The 15,579-nt window shown below is 72.0% G+C and carries 15 protein-coding genes; 13 read left to right on the top strand and 2 right to left on the bottom strand.

The window, feature by feature from the left end; translation table 11 throughout:
• Nucleotides 1–3: 3 nt before the first annotated feature.
• The gene (locus C7M71_RS02545) at nucleotides 4–2,154 is read right to left on the bottom strand and encodes an amylo-alpha-1,6-glucosidase (protein WP_111490803.1); all 2,151 of its coding nucleotides are present in this window, start codon (nucleotides 2,152–2,154) and stop codon (nucleotides 4–6) included.
• Between the two features lie 145 nt (nucleotides 2,155–2,299).
• Between C7M71_RS02545 and C7M71_RS02550 the strand changes: the two genes are divergently transcribed.
• The 13 genes from C7M71_RS02550 (at nucleotide 2,300) to C7M71_RS02605 (ending at nucleotide 14,725) form a co-directional block, all read left to right on the top strand.
• Complete coding sequence (locus C7M71_RS02550) at nucleotides 2,300–3,355, top strand: LacI family DNA-binding transcriptional regulator (protein ID WP_111490799.1); 1,056 nt, start codon at nucleotides 2,300–2,302, stop codon at nucleotides 3,353–3,355.
• Between the two features lie 104 nt (nucleotides 3,356–3,459).
• On the top strand, nucleotides 3,460–4,704 hold the full coding sequence (locus C7M71_RS02555; protein ID WP_111490804.1) for a sugar ABC transporter substrate-binding protein: 1,245 nt from the start codon (nucleotides 3,460–3,462) through the stop codon (nucleotides 4,702–4,704).
• Nucleotides 4,705–4,851: 147 nt separating this feature from the next.
• Nucleotides 4,852–6,033 (top strand): carbohydrate ABC transporter permease, encoded by a 1,182-nt coding sequence (locus C7M71_RS02560; protein ID WP_229758489.1) that lies wholly within the window; start codon nucleotides 4,852–4,854, stop codon nucleotides 6,031–6,033.
• Nucleotides 6,030–6,914, top strand: a complete 885-nt coding sequence (locus tag C7M71_RS02565) for a carbohydrate ABC transporter permease (RefSeq protein WP_111490800.1) — start codon at nucleotides 6,030–6,032, stop codon at nucleotides 6,912–6,914. Before C7M71_RS02560 ends, C7M71_RS02565 begins: the two co-directional genes overlap by 4 nt.
• Before the next feature lie 253 nt (nucleotides 6,915–7,167).
• The gene (locus tag C7M71_RS30465; RefSeq protein ID WP_162824109.1) at nucleotides 7,168–7,305 is read left to right on the top strand and encodes a hypothetical protein; all 138 of its coding nucleotides are present in this window, start codon (nucleotides 7,168–7,170) and stop codon (nucleotides 7,303–7,305) included.
• A gap of 208 nt (nucleotides 7,306–7,513) precedes the next feature.
• Nucleotides 7,514–8,770 (top strand): ABC transporter substrate-binding protein, encoded by a 1,257-nt coding sequence (locus C7M71_RS02570; RefSeq protein WP_111490801.1) that lies wholly within the window; start codon nucleotides 7,514–7,516, stop codon nucleotides 8,768–8,770.
• Between the two features lie 35 nt (nucleotides 8,771–8,805).
• Nucleotides 8,806–9,609: an ABC transporter ATP-binding protein gene (locus C7M71_RS02575; RefSeq protein WP_114914136.1), complete on the top strand. Its 804-nt coding sequence runs from the start codon at nucleotides 8,806–8,808 to the stop codon at nucleotides 9,607–9,609.
• Nucleotides 9,610–9,615: 6 nt separating this feature from the next.
• A complete protein-coding gene (locus C7M71_RS02580; RefSeq protein WP_111493411.1) occupies nucleotides 9,616–10,473 on the top strand; it encodes an ABC transporter ATP-binding protein in 858 nt (285 codons plus the stop codon).
• The gene (locus C7M71_RS02585; RefSeq protein ID WP_111493409.1) at nucleotides 10,457–11,347 is read left to right on the top strand and encodes a branched-chain amino acid ABC transporter permease; all 891 of its coding nucleotides are present in this window, start codon (nucleotides 10,457–10,459) and stop codon (nucleotides 11,345–11,347) included. Before C7M71_RS02580 ends, C7M71_RS02585 begins: the two co-directional genes overlap by 17 nt.
• 13 nt (nucleotides 11,348–11,360) lie before the next feature.
• Nucleotides 11,361–12,434 (top strand): branched-chain amino acid ABC transporter permease, encoded by a 1,074-nt coding sequence (locus C7M71_RS02590; protein WP_229758490.1) that lies wholly within the window; start codon nucleotides 11,361–11,363, stop codon nucleotides 12,432–12,434.
• A complete protein-coding gene (locus tag C7M71_RS02595) occupies nucleotides 12,431–12,832 on the top strand; it encodes a nuclear transport factor 2 family protein (protein WP_111493407.1) in 402 nt (133 codons plus the stop codon). Before C7M71_RS02590 ends, C7M71_RS02595 begins: the two co-directional genes overlap by 4 nt.
• A 29-nt stretch (nucleotides 12,833–12,861) precedes the next feature.
• A complete protein-coding gene (locus C7M71_RS02600) occupies nucleotides 12,862–13,317 on the top strand; it encodes a MaoC family dehydratase (protein ID WP_111493405.1) in 456 nt (151 codons plus the stop codon).
• Between the two features lie 136 nt (nucleotides 13,318–13,453).
• On the top strand, nucleotides 13,454–14,725 hold the full coding sequence (locus tag C7M71_RS02605; RefSeq protein ID WP_162824110.1) for an MFS transporter: 1,272 nt from the start codon (nucleotides 13,454–13,456) through the stop codon (nucleotides 14,723–14,725).
• Between the two features lie 76 nt (nucleotides 14,726–14,801).
• Here the strand turns inward: C7M71_RS02605 and C7M71_RS02610 are convergent, their stop codons facing one another.
• Nucleotides 14,802–15,578: an ABC transporter permease gene (locus C7M71_RS02610; RefSeq protein WP_111493401.1), complete on the bottom strand. Its 777-nt coding sequence runs from the start codon at nucleotides 15,576–15,578 to the stop codon at nucleotides 14,802–14,804.
• Nucleotide 15,579 lies beyond the last annotated feature (1 nt).

Consider the following 15,579-nt stretch of genomic DNA (forward strand, 5'->3'; position numbering starts at 1 on the left):
GCGTCAGGCGGGGTTCCCGGAGTCGGCCTCGGGGTCGACGCCGGTGTCGGCGCCGACCACCCGTACCGGCGCCGATGTGGTGACCCGGGCGCGGCCGTCTGCGTCAAGCGCGACCGAGAGCGGGTGCCCGGCGATCCGCAGGCCGTCCAGGCGCAGCGGGCGGAGGCTGTGGGCGGCCGGCGACAGGCTGAGCGTTCCACCGGGTACGTCGGCGTCGAGCCCCAGAGCGGCCTGGAGCAGCACGACGGCGGAGGCGGCGGACCAGGCCTGCGGGCGGCAGGCGGCCGGGTAGGGCGCGGGCGCGGGGTCGATCGCGGAGCCGTGGCCGGCGAACAGCTCGGGGAGCCTCCCCTCGAATGCCTCGGAGGCGGCGATCAGGCCCTCGGCCAGCGCGGCGGCCTCCTGCGGGAATCCGGCGCGGACCAGGCCGTGCACGGCGATGGCGGTGTCATGCGGCCAGATCGACCCGATGTGATAGCCGAGCGGGTTGAACCCGGTGCTGTCGGTGGAGAGGGTGCGCAGGCCGAAGCCGGAGTCCAGCTCGGGTCCGGCGATCCGGGCGGCCAGCAGTGCGCTCTCCTCCTGGTCGAGCAGTCCGGTACCGAGCAGATGGCCGAAGCCGGAGGTGACCGAGTCCACCGGCTGCTTCTTGGCGTCCAGTGCCACCGCCGGGTAGCGGCCGGTCTCGTCCTCGACCCAGAAGCTCTCCCGGAACCGGCGGCGCAGCCGGTCGGCCCACTCCTCCCAGCGGTCCGCGCCCGGGCGGCCGAAGGCGCGCAGCAGCTCGGCCCCGGCGAGGGCGGCCTCATAGCCGTACGCCTGGACCTCGCAGAGCGCGATCGGCGCTTCGGCGAGGCGGCCGTCACGCCAGCGGATGGAGTCGCCGGAGTCCTTCCAGCCCTGGTTGGCCAGGCCCCGGCCGGTGGTGTCGATGTACTCCAGCAGCCCGTCGCCGTCGGCGTCGCCGTAGGTGGCCAGCCACTCCAGCGCGGCCTCGGCGTGCGGCAGCAGCTCCCGCACCTGCTCCGGGTCCAGGCCCCAGCGCCAGGCGTCGCGGAGCAGGGTGATCCAGAGCGGGGTGGCGTCGACGGTGCCGTAGTAGACCGGGGGGAGGCTGGTGCGCTCGTCCAGGTTCAGCTCCTCGCGGCGGACCTCGTGCAGGATCTTGCCGGGCTGCTCCTCGGAGCGCGGGTCGACGGCGGCGCCCTGGCGGCGGGCCAGGGTGCGCAAGGTTCCGGCGGCCAGCTCGGTGCCGAGCGGCAGCAGCATCCGGGCGGCCCAGAGCGAGTCGCGGCCGAAGAGGGTGAGGAACCACGGGGAGCCGGCGGCGAGGAAGACGTCCTCCGGGGCCTGCGGGTCGGAGAGCAGCAGCCGCTCCAGGTCGCCGACGGACCGGGCCACCAGGTGGTCGAGGCTGCGGTCGGCGCTGCGCAGCGTCACCGGCTGCCAGGGCACGGCGTCCCGGTGCACGGCCGGGAACTGGTCGGGCTCCCGGTCCTGGACGGTGCACTCGACGGTGGTCTGCCAGGTCTCGCCGGGGGGCAGCTCGATGTGGTGGCGCAGTTCGGCGTGGCTGCCGGCGGTGCGGACCTCGGCGGCGGGCGTGCCCGGGGCGCTGCGCAGGGCGACGGTCAGCCCGCCGTCCGTCCAGGTCAGGCCGTCGGCGTCGGCCTGCGGGGTGAGGGCGGGGAGGCTGCGGCCGCTCTTGACGTCGACCATCCGGGCCAGGTCGGTGGCGGCCCGGACGACCAGGGTCAGCCGGACGTGCCCCAGGCCCGCGTTGCTGATGCTCAGCTCCTCGCGGAGCGCGCCCGGCTCGACCCGGCGCACCCGGTGCAGGGTGACCGCCGGGTCGGCGGTGTGCTCACCGACACCGCGCAGCACCGCGCGGAACGCCGTCTCGTCGGCGGCGCGCAGCGTGCGGGCGATCGGCGCCACCGGGACGCCCTCCACCCGGACCGAGAGCGCGGAGAGCGCCCGCCGGTCCCCGTGGAAGAAGCCGTCGGCCCCGGTCGCGATGTCCCCGTCCGGGCGGGAGAGCACCAGGCTGGGGGCGTAGAGGGTGGTGCAGGTGTCGTGCAGGAAGGGCTGGAGCCCTTCGACCGCGACCTCCTCGGCGGGCTGGTCACCGGCGGGGTGTCCCTGGACAGCCATGTTCACTGTGGGGCGCCTCTCATCGTTTGGATCGATCAAATCTCACCCTAACCCTTGCCAACCTGGGGTTGAAGAGAGTTTTATCGATCCATCAACCACGCAGCGCCGCGTTTCAGCCGTCGGCGCTTCATGACGGAGGCCGTTGGTGGCAGCTACGAACCCGCCTGCCGGGCGCAGAAAGGGCCCGCCCACGCTGGCCCTGGTCGCCCAGCGGGCCGGGGTGTCCGCACAGACGGTGTCCAATGCGCTCAACTCCCCCGAGCTGCTGGCCCCGGCGACCCTGGAGCGGGTCCGCCAGGCCATCACCGAGCTGGACTACCGCCCTCACCAGGCCGCCCGCTCGCTGCGGACCAAGTCCAGCCGGCTGATCGGGTACGGTGTGGTTCCGGCCCCCAGCGGTGTCTCCACGCCTGTCCTCGACCACTTCCTGCACGCGCTGTCGGACTCGGCCGACCAGGCGGGCTACCGTATCCTGCTCTTCGCCGCCCCCACCGGCGCGGCCGACGAGCCCGAGCGGTACGCCGAACTGCTCCAGGACCACTCGGTCGACGCGTTCGTCCTGAGCGGCACCTACCGGGGCGACCGCCGCCCCGCCTGGCTGCAGAAGCGTTCCATCCCCTTTGTCGCGTTCGGCCGCTCCTGGTCGGCGCGTGACATCGGGGACTGGGTGGACGTGGACGGCGCCCACGGCACCTCGGCCGCCGTCGACCACCTGGTCGCCCTCGGCCACCGCAGGATCGCCTTCCTGGGCTGGCCGCGCGGCTCCGGCGTCGGTGACGACCGGGCACGCGGCTGGCGCGAGGCGATGCGCCGGCACGGGCTGCCGGTACGGGACCTCCGGATCAGCTCGGTGGACGACGTGGACGCCGCCGGGGAGGCGGTCGGCCGGCTGATCCACGGCGGCGCCACCGCCGTCGTCGCGGCCAGCGACACGCTGGCGCTCGGCTGCTACCGGGCGCTGCGTGAGGCCGGTCACGTCCCCGGTCGGGACATGGCAGTGGTCGGGTTCGACGACTCGCCCGCCGCCGCGCTGCTCAGCCCCAGCCTCAGCAGCCTGCACCAGCCGCTGGAGGAGGTCGGCCGGGCCTGCATGCGGCTGCTGCTGGCTCGGATCAAGCGTCCGGAGGCCGAGCCGGAGCATGTGCTGCTGGCCCCGGACCTCGTCGTCCGGGAGAGCTCCGCCCCGGCGCCGGCGAGGTGAACCCGGTCACACCGGACCACCCCGCATGACCGCACCACCTGTATGACCGCACCACCCGCACGACCCTGCACCACCCTGCATGACCCGCACGACCTGGAGAGATGATGACAGCACGAAGAGCCGCAACAGCCGCCGCCGTCTGCGGCGCGTTCCTGCTGGCCGGATGTTCGTCCGGCTTCGGCAGCGACAGCAGCGCCAAGCAGGAGACGAGCAGCGGCGGGCAGAAGCTCACGGTGATGATCGGCTCGTCGGGCGACGCCGAGACCAACGCTGTGAAGTCCGCCACGGCTGCCTGGGCCAAGAAGACCGGCAACTCCGTCACGGTGGTGCCCGCCCAGAACCTCGACCAGCAGCTCGGCCAGGCGCTGGCCGGCGGCAAGCCGCCGGACGTCTTCTACGTCGGCTCCTCGACCTTCGCCAACTACGCCAAGGGCAACTCGCTCTACGCCTACGGCGACCAGCTCTCCTCCAAGGACGACTTCTCGGCCTCGCTGCGCAGCTCCTTCAGCTACGACGGCAAGTTCGTCTGCGCGCCCAAGGACAGCTCCACGCTGGCCCTGGAGATCAACACCGCGATGTGGAAGAAGGCCGGGCTCACCGAGGCCGACTACCCCACCACCTGGAACGACCTGGAGAAGGTCGCCAAGAAGCTGACCAGCGGCAAGGTCACCGGCCTGGTGGTCGACACCTCGTACAACCGGCTGGGCGCGTTCTTCAAGGAGGCCGGCGGCTGGATCACCGACGCCGACCAGACCAAGGTGACCGCCGACAGTCCCGGCAACCTCCAGGCGCTGACCTTCGTCAAGAAGATGCTCTCCGAGGGTGTGATGAAGCTCCCCAAGCAGGTGGACACCGGCTGGGGCGGCGAGGCGCTGGGCACCGGCAAGGCCGCCATGACCATCGAGGGCAACTGGATCACCGGCGCGATGGCCTCGGACTACCCGTCCGTGGACTACAAGGTCATCCCGCTGCCGCAGGGCCCGGTTGGCAAGGGCACGCTCTCCTTCAGCACCTGCTGGGGCATCGCCAACAAGAGCGCGCACCACGCCGCCGCCGTCTCCCTGGTGGAGTCGCTCACGACCGTGGACCAGCAGCTCGCCTTCGCCGGAGCCTTTGGCGTCATGCCCTCGCGGACCAGCGCGCTGGCCGGCTATGAGGCCAAGTTCCCGGAGGCCAAGGTGTTCGCCGACGGCAGCGCCTATGCGCAGGGTCCGGTGACCCTGCCCGGCTTCAGCAAGGTGCTGACCCAGTTCGACAGCGACCTGGCCGGACTGGCGACCGCCGATCCGAAGAAGATCCTGTCCGACTTCCAGGCCAACGCCCAGCAGGTACTGGACAGCGGCAACTGACCGCAGCCGCCGGTGCCGCGCCCACCCGGCGCGGCACCGGCGGCAGCCACGCAGCCATCCAGCCACGCAGCACACGCGGTCACCGGCACCGCACCGCACGGCACACCCCGAGGGAACCGATCCCTTCGGGGTGCAAGAGGAGAAAGCATGAGCCAGCACGGCAACGGCACCGCCACGGCGCCGGCCGGCACCGGCGCCGTCCAACCCGACGGAGAGCGCCGGCGTGACGGCGGCCGCCGCCGCGAGGGAGCGGGCCGCCGCGACCGAGGGCCCGGAATCAGAGGGCGCCAGGGCGTGTGGGGCTGGCTCTTTGTGAGCCCGATGGTGGTCGTCCTGGGGCTGTTCCTGCTGGTGCCGATCCTGATGGCGCTCTGGGTGAGCCTGCTGCACTGGAACGGCCAGTCCAACCCGTTCAGCGGCGCGGCGGACTTCGTCGGTGTGCGCAACTACACCGACATGCTCACCACCGACGGCCTGGACCGCCGGCTCTTCATGACCTCGGTGCGCAACAACCTCTACTACGTGCTGCTGGCCGTGCCGCTCCAGACCGTGCTCTCGCTCGGGCTGGCGGTCGCCGTCAACAGCCGCCTGGTCAAGGGCAAGGGCCTCTTCCGGACGGTCTTCTACTTCCCCTCGGTGACCAGCTCGATCGCCATCTCCACCGTCTTCCTCTTCCTCTTCCAGGGCAGCGGTGCGGTCAACGCGCTGCTGAAGTGGTTCGGGATCACCGGGCCGAAGTGGTTCACCGACGCGCATGGGCTGGTCTGGTCGGTACTCGGCTGGTTCGGCATCGTCGACCCCGACAAGCCCGTCGCGGCGCTGGCCGCGCACGGCTTCCTCGGGCTCTCCTGGTGGGACTGGCTCTCCGGCCCGTCCATCGCCATGTGCACCATCATCGCGCTGGCGGTGTGGACCACCTCGGGCACCTACATGCTGATCTTCCTCGCCGCGCTCCAGGACGTGCCGGTCGAGCTGGAGGAGGCGGCCCGGATCGACGGCGCCGGCCGCTGGCAGTCCTTCCGCCATGTCACCCTGCCCGCGCTGCGCCCGGTGCTCTTCCTGGTGATCACGCTCGGGCTGATCGGCACCTGGCAGGTCTTCGACTCCGTCTATGTGATGAGCCAGGGCGCCCCGGCCAACACCACCCTCACCCCCGCCTACCTCTCGTACACCGCAGGGTTCCAGGACAGCGACTACGGCCGCGCCGCCGCCATCGCCTTCATCCTGCTGGCGATCATCGTGATGATGACCATCGTCCAGCGCGTACTGCTGCGGGACCGCGACGAGCACCCGTCGCGCTTCCGGCTCCGGCGCAGGAGGACCTCATGAGCACCCCCAAGAACCCGATCCGCGCCCACCGCGGCGGGAACCGGACGGTACGGATCATCGCCTACCCGGTGCTGATCCTGCTCGGCCTGGTCTATGTGCTGCCGTTCGTCGTCCAGATCGTCACCTCGCTCAAGACCGACCCGGACGCCGCCGCACATCCGCTCTCGCTGATCCCCAACCCGTTCTCGCTCGCCTCCTACCAGCGGCTCTTCGGCTCGGGCGTGGCCGGTGACGCGGTGCCGTTCCCGCACTGGCTGGCCAACTCCGTGCTGGTCACGCTCTTTGTCACCGCCGGGCGGGTGTTCTTCGACTCGCTGGCCGGGTACGCCCTGGCCCGGCTGGACTTCCGGGGCCGCAAGCTGCTCTTCAACGGGCTGCTGACGGTGATGGCCGTACCGGGCGTGGTGCTGCTGATCCCCAAGTTCCTGGTGCTCAACCAGCTCGGGATCTTCGACACCTACGCGGGCATGATCATTCCGCTGATGGTCGACGCCGCCGGGGTGTTCATCATGCGCCAGTTCTTCGTCTCGCTGCCGAAGGAGGTGGAGGAGGCGGCCCGGATCGACGGCGCGGGCGTCTTCCGCACCTTCTGGTCGGTGGTGCTCCCGATGGCCCGCCCGGCACTGATCACCCTGACCATCCTGTCGTTCCAGGGCTCCTGGAACGAGTTCACCCACTTCCTGGTGGCCACCCAGTCCCCGCAGTACGAGACCCTGACCACCGGCCTGGCGCACTTTGTCTCGGGCAGCCTGAGCGCGGGCACCCAGTACCCGCTCAAGCTCACGGCGGCGCTGCTGGCGACCATCCCGGTGGCCATCCTCTTCTTCGTCTTCCAGCGGCACTTCGTCCGCAGCGCCAACTCCGGAGCCGTCAAGCAGTGACCGGGGCGGGCCCGCCCCGGCCCGCCACCCGGCCCGCTCCCCCGAAACCCGAGGACCCCTCCACCTGACAGGGAGGGGTCCTCGGTCATGCGGCGGGGTCGCGCCGGAGCCTGTCGTGGAAGTCGACGGCGAAGGCCCCGCTCTGCGTGAGAGGAGGCGGGCGGCGCGGACCGGGAACTCGGCCGGACCGGGAACTCGGCCGGAGTGGGCGGGAGTCGAGGGGTCGTGCCGCAGCCGGGCGACCAGGGAGGCGGTGCGCTCGTCGAATGACGCCGCGTCGAAGACCCTGGCCATGCCCTTGCGGCAGGCGGCCTCCGCCGCCTCGCTGCGCGACCGGCCGAGCGGGGTGAGTTCGCAGTACACCCCACGGCGGTCGTGGTCGCAGCTGTGAAGGCCATGGTGCCCAGGCCGGTGATGAGGATGCCGATCGTGGAGGTCAGCCGCGCGGTGGCCTTGGCGCTCGACTTGCTCCGGAAGCCGTGCGCGACCATGCATGCGCACGCACTTTCCACAAATGCTTGCGCAAGCATGGCCGGGAGGGCTCTAATGACCACCACGCGCTCCCCCACACCCCCTCCCCGCCTTCCGGAAGGGCCACCATGCAGAGAACCGTGCGCACCGCCGCCGCCACAGCCTTCGCCGTCGCGCTGCTGGCCACCGCCTGCTCGACCAAGGGCAGCACCCCCTCGGCCGCCGCCTCCGACGGTGGGGTCGCCATGGGTCCCGGCGTGACCGCCCACGCCATCAAGCTCGGCGTGCTCACCGACCTGTCCGGTCCGATCGGCCCGCAGGGCAAGGCCGGACTGGCCGGCATCAAGCTCTTCTGGGAGCAGCAGAACGCCAGGGGCGGGGTCTGCGACCGCACCGTGGAGATCGTCGCCAGGGACAACCAGTACAACGTGCAGAAGTCCGTGGTGCACTACGCGGCGCTGCGCAACGAGGTCCTGGGCCTCCAGAACTTCGCGGGCGCCGCAGATGTCCTGGCCGTCCAGCAGCAGATCAAGTCCGACCGGATGGTCGTGCTGCCCGGCTCGTACGACAGCGCCATCCTGGCCATCCCCACCGCCCCGCTGCCGGGCTCGCCGTACGACATCGAGGCGATCAACGGCGTCAGCTACCTGGTCGGGGCGAAGAAGATCGCCGAGGGCGACACCATCGGCGTCATCCACTACCCGAGCGGTATCGGCACCAATGTGCTGGCCGGGGTGAAGGCCGCCGCCGAGCACTTCAAGCTCAGGCTGGTGGAGCAGGAGATCGACCCCACCAGCAGCGATGTCACCGCCCAGGTGGCGGCGATGAAGGCGGCCGGTGCCAAGGTCATCGTGATGGGCACCTCCGGTACCCAGACCGTGGCGGTGGCCTCGCTGGCCTACTCCAGCGGCTACCGGGTGACCGTGCAGGCACCGAATCTGATCTCGGCCGCCTCGGTCACCGGCCCGGCCAGGGACGCCCTGGTCAAGACGGTGGTGCTGACCGGCAACACCTCGCCGTTCTCCGCCGACAAGCCGGTGATCAAGGAGATGCTGGCCGCGTTCAAGGCCGAGTACCCGGACACCGACATCACCGCCCCGGCCGGCGCCGGCTATGTCTTCGCCAAGATCTACCTCCAGATCCTGGAGCGCGCCTGCGCCAACAAGGACCTCACCCGGGACGGCCTGGCCACGGCCCTGGCCCAGCTGACCTCGATCGACTCGGGCGGCATGCAGGTCGCGCTGGACTTCTCCAAGCCGGGTGAGCCCGCCTCGCGCGAGAGCTTCATCATGAAGCCGGACCCGGCCTCCGTGGACGGCGTGTCCGTCGTACAGGAGCCGAAGGCCAGCGAACTCGCCCTCAGCTACGTCCCGACCGGCCGTTGAACGTCGTGACCGCATCGCGTGCCGGAGCGTGAACCGTGCTCAACGTCGAATCGCTGGTCGTGCGCTATGGAACGGCACACGCCCTCAGCGGTATCTCCCTCACCGTCGAACCCGGCCGGGTCACGGCCCTGCTCGGCAACAACGGCGCCGGCAAGACCACCCTGCTGAGGACGCTGTCCGGCACCATCGCGCTGCACGGCGGTCTGGCGGTCGGCGGCAGTGCGCAGTTGGAGGTGCGCGACCTGCTGCGGACCCCCGCCGACCGGATCGTCCGCGCGGGCCTGGCGCAGGTCCCCGAGGGGCGGCGGGTCTTCGCGCAGCTGAGCGTGGAGGACAATCTGCGGGCCGGCGGCCTCTCGGTGAAGTCCCGGCGGGACGCCGAGCAGGTGCTGGGCCGGGTGCTGGAGATGTTCCCGATCCTGCGCGAGCGGTCGCGGCAGAGTGCGGGCCTGCTCTCCGGCGGCGAGCAGCAGATGCTGGCCATCGGACGCGCCCTGATGAGCTCGCCGCGAGTCCTGCTGCTCGACGAACCGTCACTCGGGATCGCACCGCTGGTGGCCCGGGAGATCGCCACGGCGGTGCGGCAGATCGCCGACACCGGCGTGGCGGTGCTCCTTGTGGAGCAGAACACCCGCCTCGCCCTGGGTATCGCCGACCAGGTGTACGCGGTCGACGGCGGGGCGGTGGCCGCGCAGGGGCCCGCCTCGGAGTTCGCCGACTCCGAGCTGCTGCGGCGGCTCAGCCTCGGCGGCGGCTCCGGCGGGGCGCCCGCCTCTCCCCGACCCGCCTCCCCCCGACCCGTCTCCCCCCGACCCGCCTCCCCCCGGAAGGAGCAGTGACCTCCCATGAGTGACCTTCCCCGAGCGCGGACCGGTGCCGACCAGGCCGCCCCGGAGCTGGTGGTGGAGGGGGTGACCGTCCGCTTCGGCGGCGTGACGGCGGTCGCCGACGCCGGCTTCACGGTGCGTCCGGGCACGGTGCATGCGCTGATCGGCCCCAATGGGGCGGGCAAGTCGAGCTGCTTCAACGCGATCACCGGGGTGTACCGGGCGGCTGCCGGCACCGTGCACCACCGCCGCGAGCGCATCGACACGCTGCGGCCGGCCGCGATTGCCGCCCGTGGGGTGGCCCGTACCTTCCAGAACCTGGTGCTGCCCGGGGAGTTGAGCGTGTACGACTGCCTGCGGGTCGCCCGCCACCACCGGACCAGGGCCGGGGTGCTCGCCACCGGTCTTGGGCTGCCGTCGGCCCGGCGGGAACGGCGCCGCGACGCGGAGTTCGTGCGCGAGGCGGCCGATGCCGTCGGCCTCGCGGACCTGCTGGGCCATCCGGTGGGCAGCCTGCCGTACGGCATCCGCAAGAAGGTCGAGTTCGCACGCGCCCTCTGCGCCGAGCCCACGCTGCTGCTGCTGGACGAGCCGGTGGCCGGTATCAACGACGCCGAGTCCGACGAGATGGCCGAGGCCGTGCTCCGGGTGCGGGCCGAGCGCGGGCTGACCGTGCTGCTGGTCGAGCACAGCATGCCGTTTGTCATGGGCGTCAGTGACCATGTGACGGTCCTTCAGTCCGGGCGGGTCATCGCCGACGGGACACCGCAGCAGGTCCGGAACGACCCGGTGGTGATCGCCGCCTATCTCGGCGACACCCCGACCACGCCGGAACCGGCCCTCTCCTCCGGAGAACTCCGTGATCAGACTTCTTGAGGCTCTTGTCAACGGCGTCTCACTCGGGGCGCTCTACTCGCTGATCGCGCTGGGTTTCGTGATCATCTACCGCGCGACCGGGGTGCTCAACTTCGCCCATGGCGCATTCCTGCTGGCGGGCACCTATGTGACCGCCGAGGTGGCGGCCGACCACGGCTTCCCGCTCGGTCTGCTCGCCGGGCTGGCCGCCGGGGCGGCCCTGGGGGCGGTCACCCAGATCGTCTTTATGCGGTTCTCGCGGGACCGCAGCCATATCGGCCTCAGCGTGCTGACCCTGGGGATCAACATCCTCGCGGTCACCGAGGTCACCCGCCGGATCGGCGACCGCACCATCCCCATGAGCCAGCCCTGGGGGTCGTCCGAGCTGCAGCTGGGCCCGGTGACGGTACCCCTGGTGCGCATGGTGGCCCTGGCCGGCGCCGCCGTGATCATCTCCGGGTTCCTGGCCGTGTTCCGCCGCACCCGCTGGGGTCTGGCGCTGCGGGTGAGCGCCGCCGACCGGGAGACCGCCGCCCTCATGGGGGTGCGGCTGTCGCGGGTGTCCGGCACCAGCTGGGCGATCGGCGGCCTGATGGCGGCCGTGGCCGGTCTCTTCCTGGCCTCCTTCCCCAGCCCGGGTGTGGACGCGGGCCTCTCCAACAGCGCGATGCGCGCCTTCCCGGCGGCGGTCATCGGCGGCCTGGACTCGGTCGGCGGCGCGCTGCTGGGCGGTCTGGCGCTGGGCGTCGCCGAATCGCTCACCGCGACCTATGAGTCCGGGCTCGGCGCCTTCGGCAAGGGTCTCTCGGGTGTGGTCGCGTACCTCGTCCTCTTCGCCGTCCTGCTGGTGCGCCCGGACGGCTTCTTCGGCAGGAAGGCGGTGGCCCGTGTCTAGATCCGGATGGCCCGTGGCCGGGTCCGGATGGACCGTCACCAGGGCCCGGGCGGTCACCGGGGCGATGCTGCTGGTGCTGGTCGCGGCGCCGTTCTACCTCGGCGAGTTCTGGATGCAGCTCGGCGTCTTCGCCCTGGCCGCCGTGGTGGGGGCGATCGGTCTGAGCATCCAGGTCGGGGTGGCCGGGCAGCTGTCGCTGGCCCATGCGCTCTTCCTGGGCAGCGGCGCCTATCTGTACGCCTTCCTGGGCAGCGGCGGCGAAGGCCAGGTGGCCGGGCTGGGCTGGCCCACCGCCCTGGCCGCGATCGGCGCGGTCGGGCTGACCGCACTCCTCGGGGCGGCGCTCAGCCCGATCGCCGGGCGGCTGCGCGGCCTCTATCTGGGAGTCGCCTCCATCGGCCTGGTCTTCCTCGCCCAGCATGTGCTCATCAGGGTCACCCCGCTCTCCGGGGGCTCCGCCGGCCGGGCCGTACCGCCGCTCTCCGTCGGCGGGTTCGAACTCTCCGACAGCTCCCCGCTGACGGTGCTGGGGGTGCCGCTCGGCGGCCTTGAGAAGCTGTGGTTCCTCGGGCTGGCCGTCGCGGTCGTCGGCTATGCGGCGGCCCGCCGCATCGTGGGCGGGCGCCCCGGCCTGGCCCTGCACATGGTGCGGGAGAGCGAGATCGGCGCCGCCGCGATGGGGGTGCGGGTCGGCCGCGCCAAGGCCACCGCCTTTGTGCTGGCGGCCGTGTACGGCGGTACCGCCGGGGTGCTGATCGCCCTGGGGTCACGCTGGATCGTCCCCGACTCCTTCGGCTACTCGGCGTCCGTCGAGTATCTGGTGATGATCATCATCGGCGGCCTCAGCAGCGTCCGAGGGGCGGTCGCCGGAGCGGCGTTTGTCTCCGTGCTGCCGCTGCTGCTGTCCCGGTACGTCGACAGCGTGCCGTTCCTCGGCGCCGGGGGTGGGATCGACGGCCCCATGCTCGCCGCGTTCCTGTACGCGGCGCTGCTGGTGGTCGTGATCATGTTCGCCCCCGGCGGCCTCAACTCCCTGCTGACGGCGCTCACCGGCCGCAGCGACACCAGGACGGAGCAACTTCCGTGACCCCCACCGCCGACAGCCTCGCCGACCGGTTCCTCCGAGCCGTCGAGCAGGGCGACATCGACACCGTCCGGGACACCGTGTACACACCGGAGACGGTGATCTGGCACAACACCGACAACCGGGAGATCGGCCCCGAGGAGAACTTCCGGGTGCTGCGCTGGCTGACCGGGGTGCTGCCGGATATGCGCTACGAGGAGGTGCGGCGCCGGGAGACCCCGGACGGATATGTGCAGCAGCACGTCCTGCGCGGCACCGTGCCCGACGGCACCGCCATCGAGATCCGCGCCTGCTTTGTGGTGACCCTGCGCGGGGACCGCATCGTGCGACTCGACGAGTATCTGGACACTGCGGCCGGGCGCCCGCTCGACCCCTACCGACCCACCTCCCCCTCGGCATGACCAGCGGCCCATCCACCTCCGGAGGCACCATGACCCTCACCGTCACCGCGCTGTCCCAGCTCAGGGAGAAGGCCGGAACCGACCTCGGCACCACCGGCTGGCTCGACATCACCCAGGACCGGGTGGACACCTTCGCCGACGCCACCGGCGACCACCAGTGGATCCACATCGACCCCGAGCGCGCCGCGCGCGGCCCCTTCGGCGCCCCCATCGCCCATGGGTACCTCACCCTGTCCCTGATCAGCCTGCTCTTCAGCGACCTGCTCAGGAGGCAGGGCCTGGGCATGTCCATCAACTACGGGCTGAACAGGGTCCGCTTCCCCGCGCCCGTGCCCGTCGGATCGAGAATCCGGCTGACCGGCCGGATCGCCGAGGTCGCGGACGTCCCCGGGGGCCTCCAGCTGACCTATGACTTCACCGTGGAGGTCGAAGGCTCGCCGAAGCCGGCCTGCGTCGCCCAGGCCATCCACCGCTACCACGCCTGAACGCCGTCCGCAGGGTGGCCCGGGCGGGGACCCGAGGTCTAGACTGCCCCGCGATGCGTACCGCTCCGATCGTCTAGCGCCCGACACGAGGCCCCGACTCCCCTTGTGTCCATTTATGCTGACGGAGCATCACCGCATGACTACCCCCTCCGGGCTTCCGCTGCGGCGGAACCGCGACTTCCTGCTGCTGATCTCCGGGCAGGCCGTCTCCTACCTCGGCGACCAGGTCCAGGACTTCGCCCTGCTGCTGCTGGTGCTGGCGATGGCCGGGCCCTCCGGGCAGGCCGGTGTGGTCCTCGGCCTCAACACCGCCGCCTTCCTGGTGTTCGGGCTGTTCGCCGGGGCCCTGGTGGACCGCTGGGACCGCCGCCGCACCATGGTCTGGTGCGAGATCGGGCGGGCCGCCGCCACCGGCGGCGTCGCCGCCGCGCTCTGGCTGGACAGGCTCACCCTGCCCTGCCTGTATGCGTTCGCGGTGGTCACCGGCACGCTCACCGCGCTCTTCCAGTCCGCGAACACGGCCGCCCTGCCCAATGTCGTCGGGCCGGACCGCCTCGCCAGGGCGCTGGGGACCAGCCAGGGCGTGACCAGCACCCTGCGGGTCGGCGGCGCATCGCTGGGCGCCGCCGTCTACGCCGTCGGCCGGGCGGTGCCATTTGTGGTCAACGCCGTCTCCTTCCTGCTCTCGGCGGCGGCGCTACGGCTGATGCGCCTCTCCTTCCAGCAGCCGACCGGGCCGGTGGACGGCGGGGAGCGGACCGCCCGGCGGATGACCACCGACCTCCGCGAGGGGCTGAGCTGGCTCCGGCAGCAGCCGGTGATCCGCTTCCTCTGCCTGGTGCAGGCCGCCGACAACCTCCGCTACGGGGCCGGATACCTGGTCATCATCGCGCTGGCGCAGGCGGTCGGTGCGACACCGACGCAGATCGGCCTGGTCTTCACCGGGGCGGCGATCGGTGCGCTGGCCGGCTCACTGCCGGCCGCCCGGGCCGCCGCCCGGTTCCCGCTGGGGCGGATCGCCGTGGCGATGCTCTGGGTGGAGGCCCTGGTCTTCCCGCTCTACGCGGCGGCGCCGAATGCGCTGCTGCTGGGCGTGGTCGCGGCGGCCGAGTCGGTGATCGCCCCGATCCACTCGGTGGCCATCACCACCCATCGGCTGGCCGTCACCCCGGACCACCTGCGCGGTCGCACCTCCGCCGCCGTGCAGACCCTCACCATGGGCGCGCTCTCGGTCGGCACCATGCTGGGCGGCGTCCTGATCGCCGCCCTGGGCGCCCGGGGCACCGCCCTGACGCTCGGCGGCTGGCTCGCCCTGCTGGCGCTCTGCACCACCGCCAACCGCCGGGTCCGGACCGCCGGGACCCCTGCGCCCACGGCCATGGCCGCCACCGCCGCTCCCTTGACCTGACCGCGCCCACCCGACCGCGCCGCCGGGGGCGCGGGTGAGGGTGCACGTGCGGGGCGGCGGGCGGCGTGCGACGGGGTCAGGACCGCCCGACGTCCTGCCGCAGCCGCCACACGGCCCCCGCCGTGAAGACCCCGGTCCAGGCCAGCAGATTGAGTACCGAGGCTGCTCCGGCGCCGCCGCCGCCCAGACAGGACTGCGCGAGGGTACCGGCGCCATAAGCCGGGGTGAACGGCGCCACGACCCGGATCGCGTGCGGCAGCAGGCTCAGCGGGATGAAGATGCCGCCGAGCACGGCCAGCAGCACCAGCGCCGGGCCGACCAGTTGCATCACGTTCTGGGACGGCAGGACCAGGCCCGTGAACAGGCCGAAGAGCGCGAACACCGCAGAGGGGAGCCAGGCGGCGAGCCCGGCCAGCAGCCAGACATGCGGCGGAAGGTCGACGCCGAGCGCCGCCCCGAGGGCGAACTCGGCCAGCACCGCGATCAGCCCGAGCACCATCGCGGTGATCGTCTTCACGGCGACCTGGGCGAGCGGCCGCAGCGGGGTGAGCCGCAGTTGCCGGTTCCAGCCCGCGACGCGCTCCATGGCGACGCCCGCGCCACAGGAGGTGGCTCCGATCATGGCGCCGTACACGGCCATGGCCACCGTGATCCGCGCGAGCGGCTGCCCGTCCCCGGGGTGGTGGTCGCGGTACGGCAGCCCGTAGAGCAGCAGAAAGGACATCGGCATCGCCACCACCAGGATGACGGTCCGTAGGCTGCGCAGCGCCCTGCGGATCTCCAGCCCCAGCAGCGTGGCGTTGAAGCCGCCGAGGGCGGGTGCGGACCGGGGGGCCGGGGCCGATGCGGACACG

The sequence above is a fragment of the Peterkaempfera bronchialis genome, assembly GCF_003258605.2.
Lineage (GTDB): Bacteria > Actinomycetota > Actinomycetes > Streptomycetales > Streptomycetaceae > Peterkaempfera > Peterkaempfera bronchialis.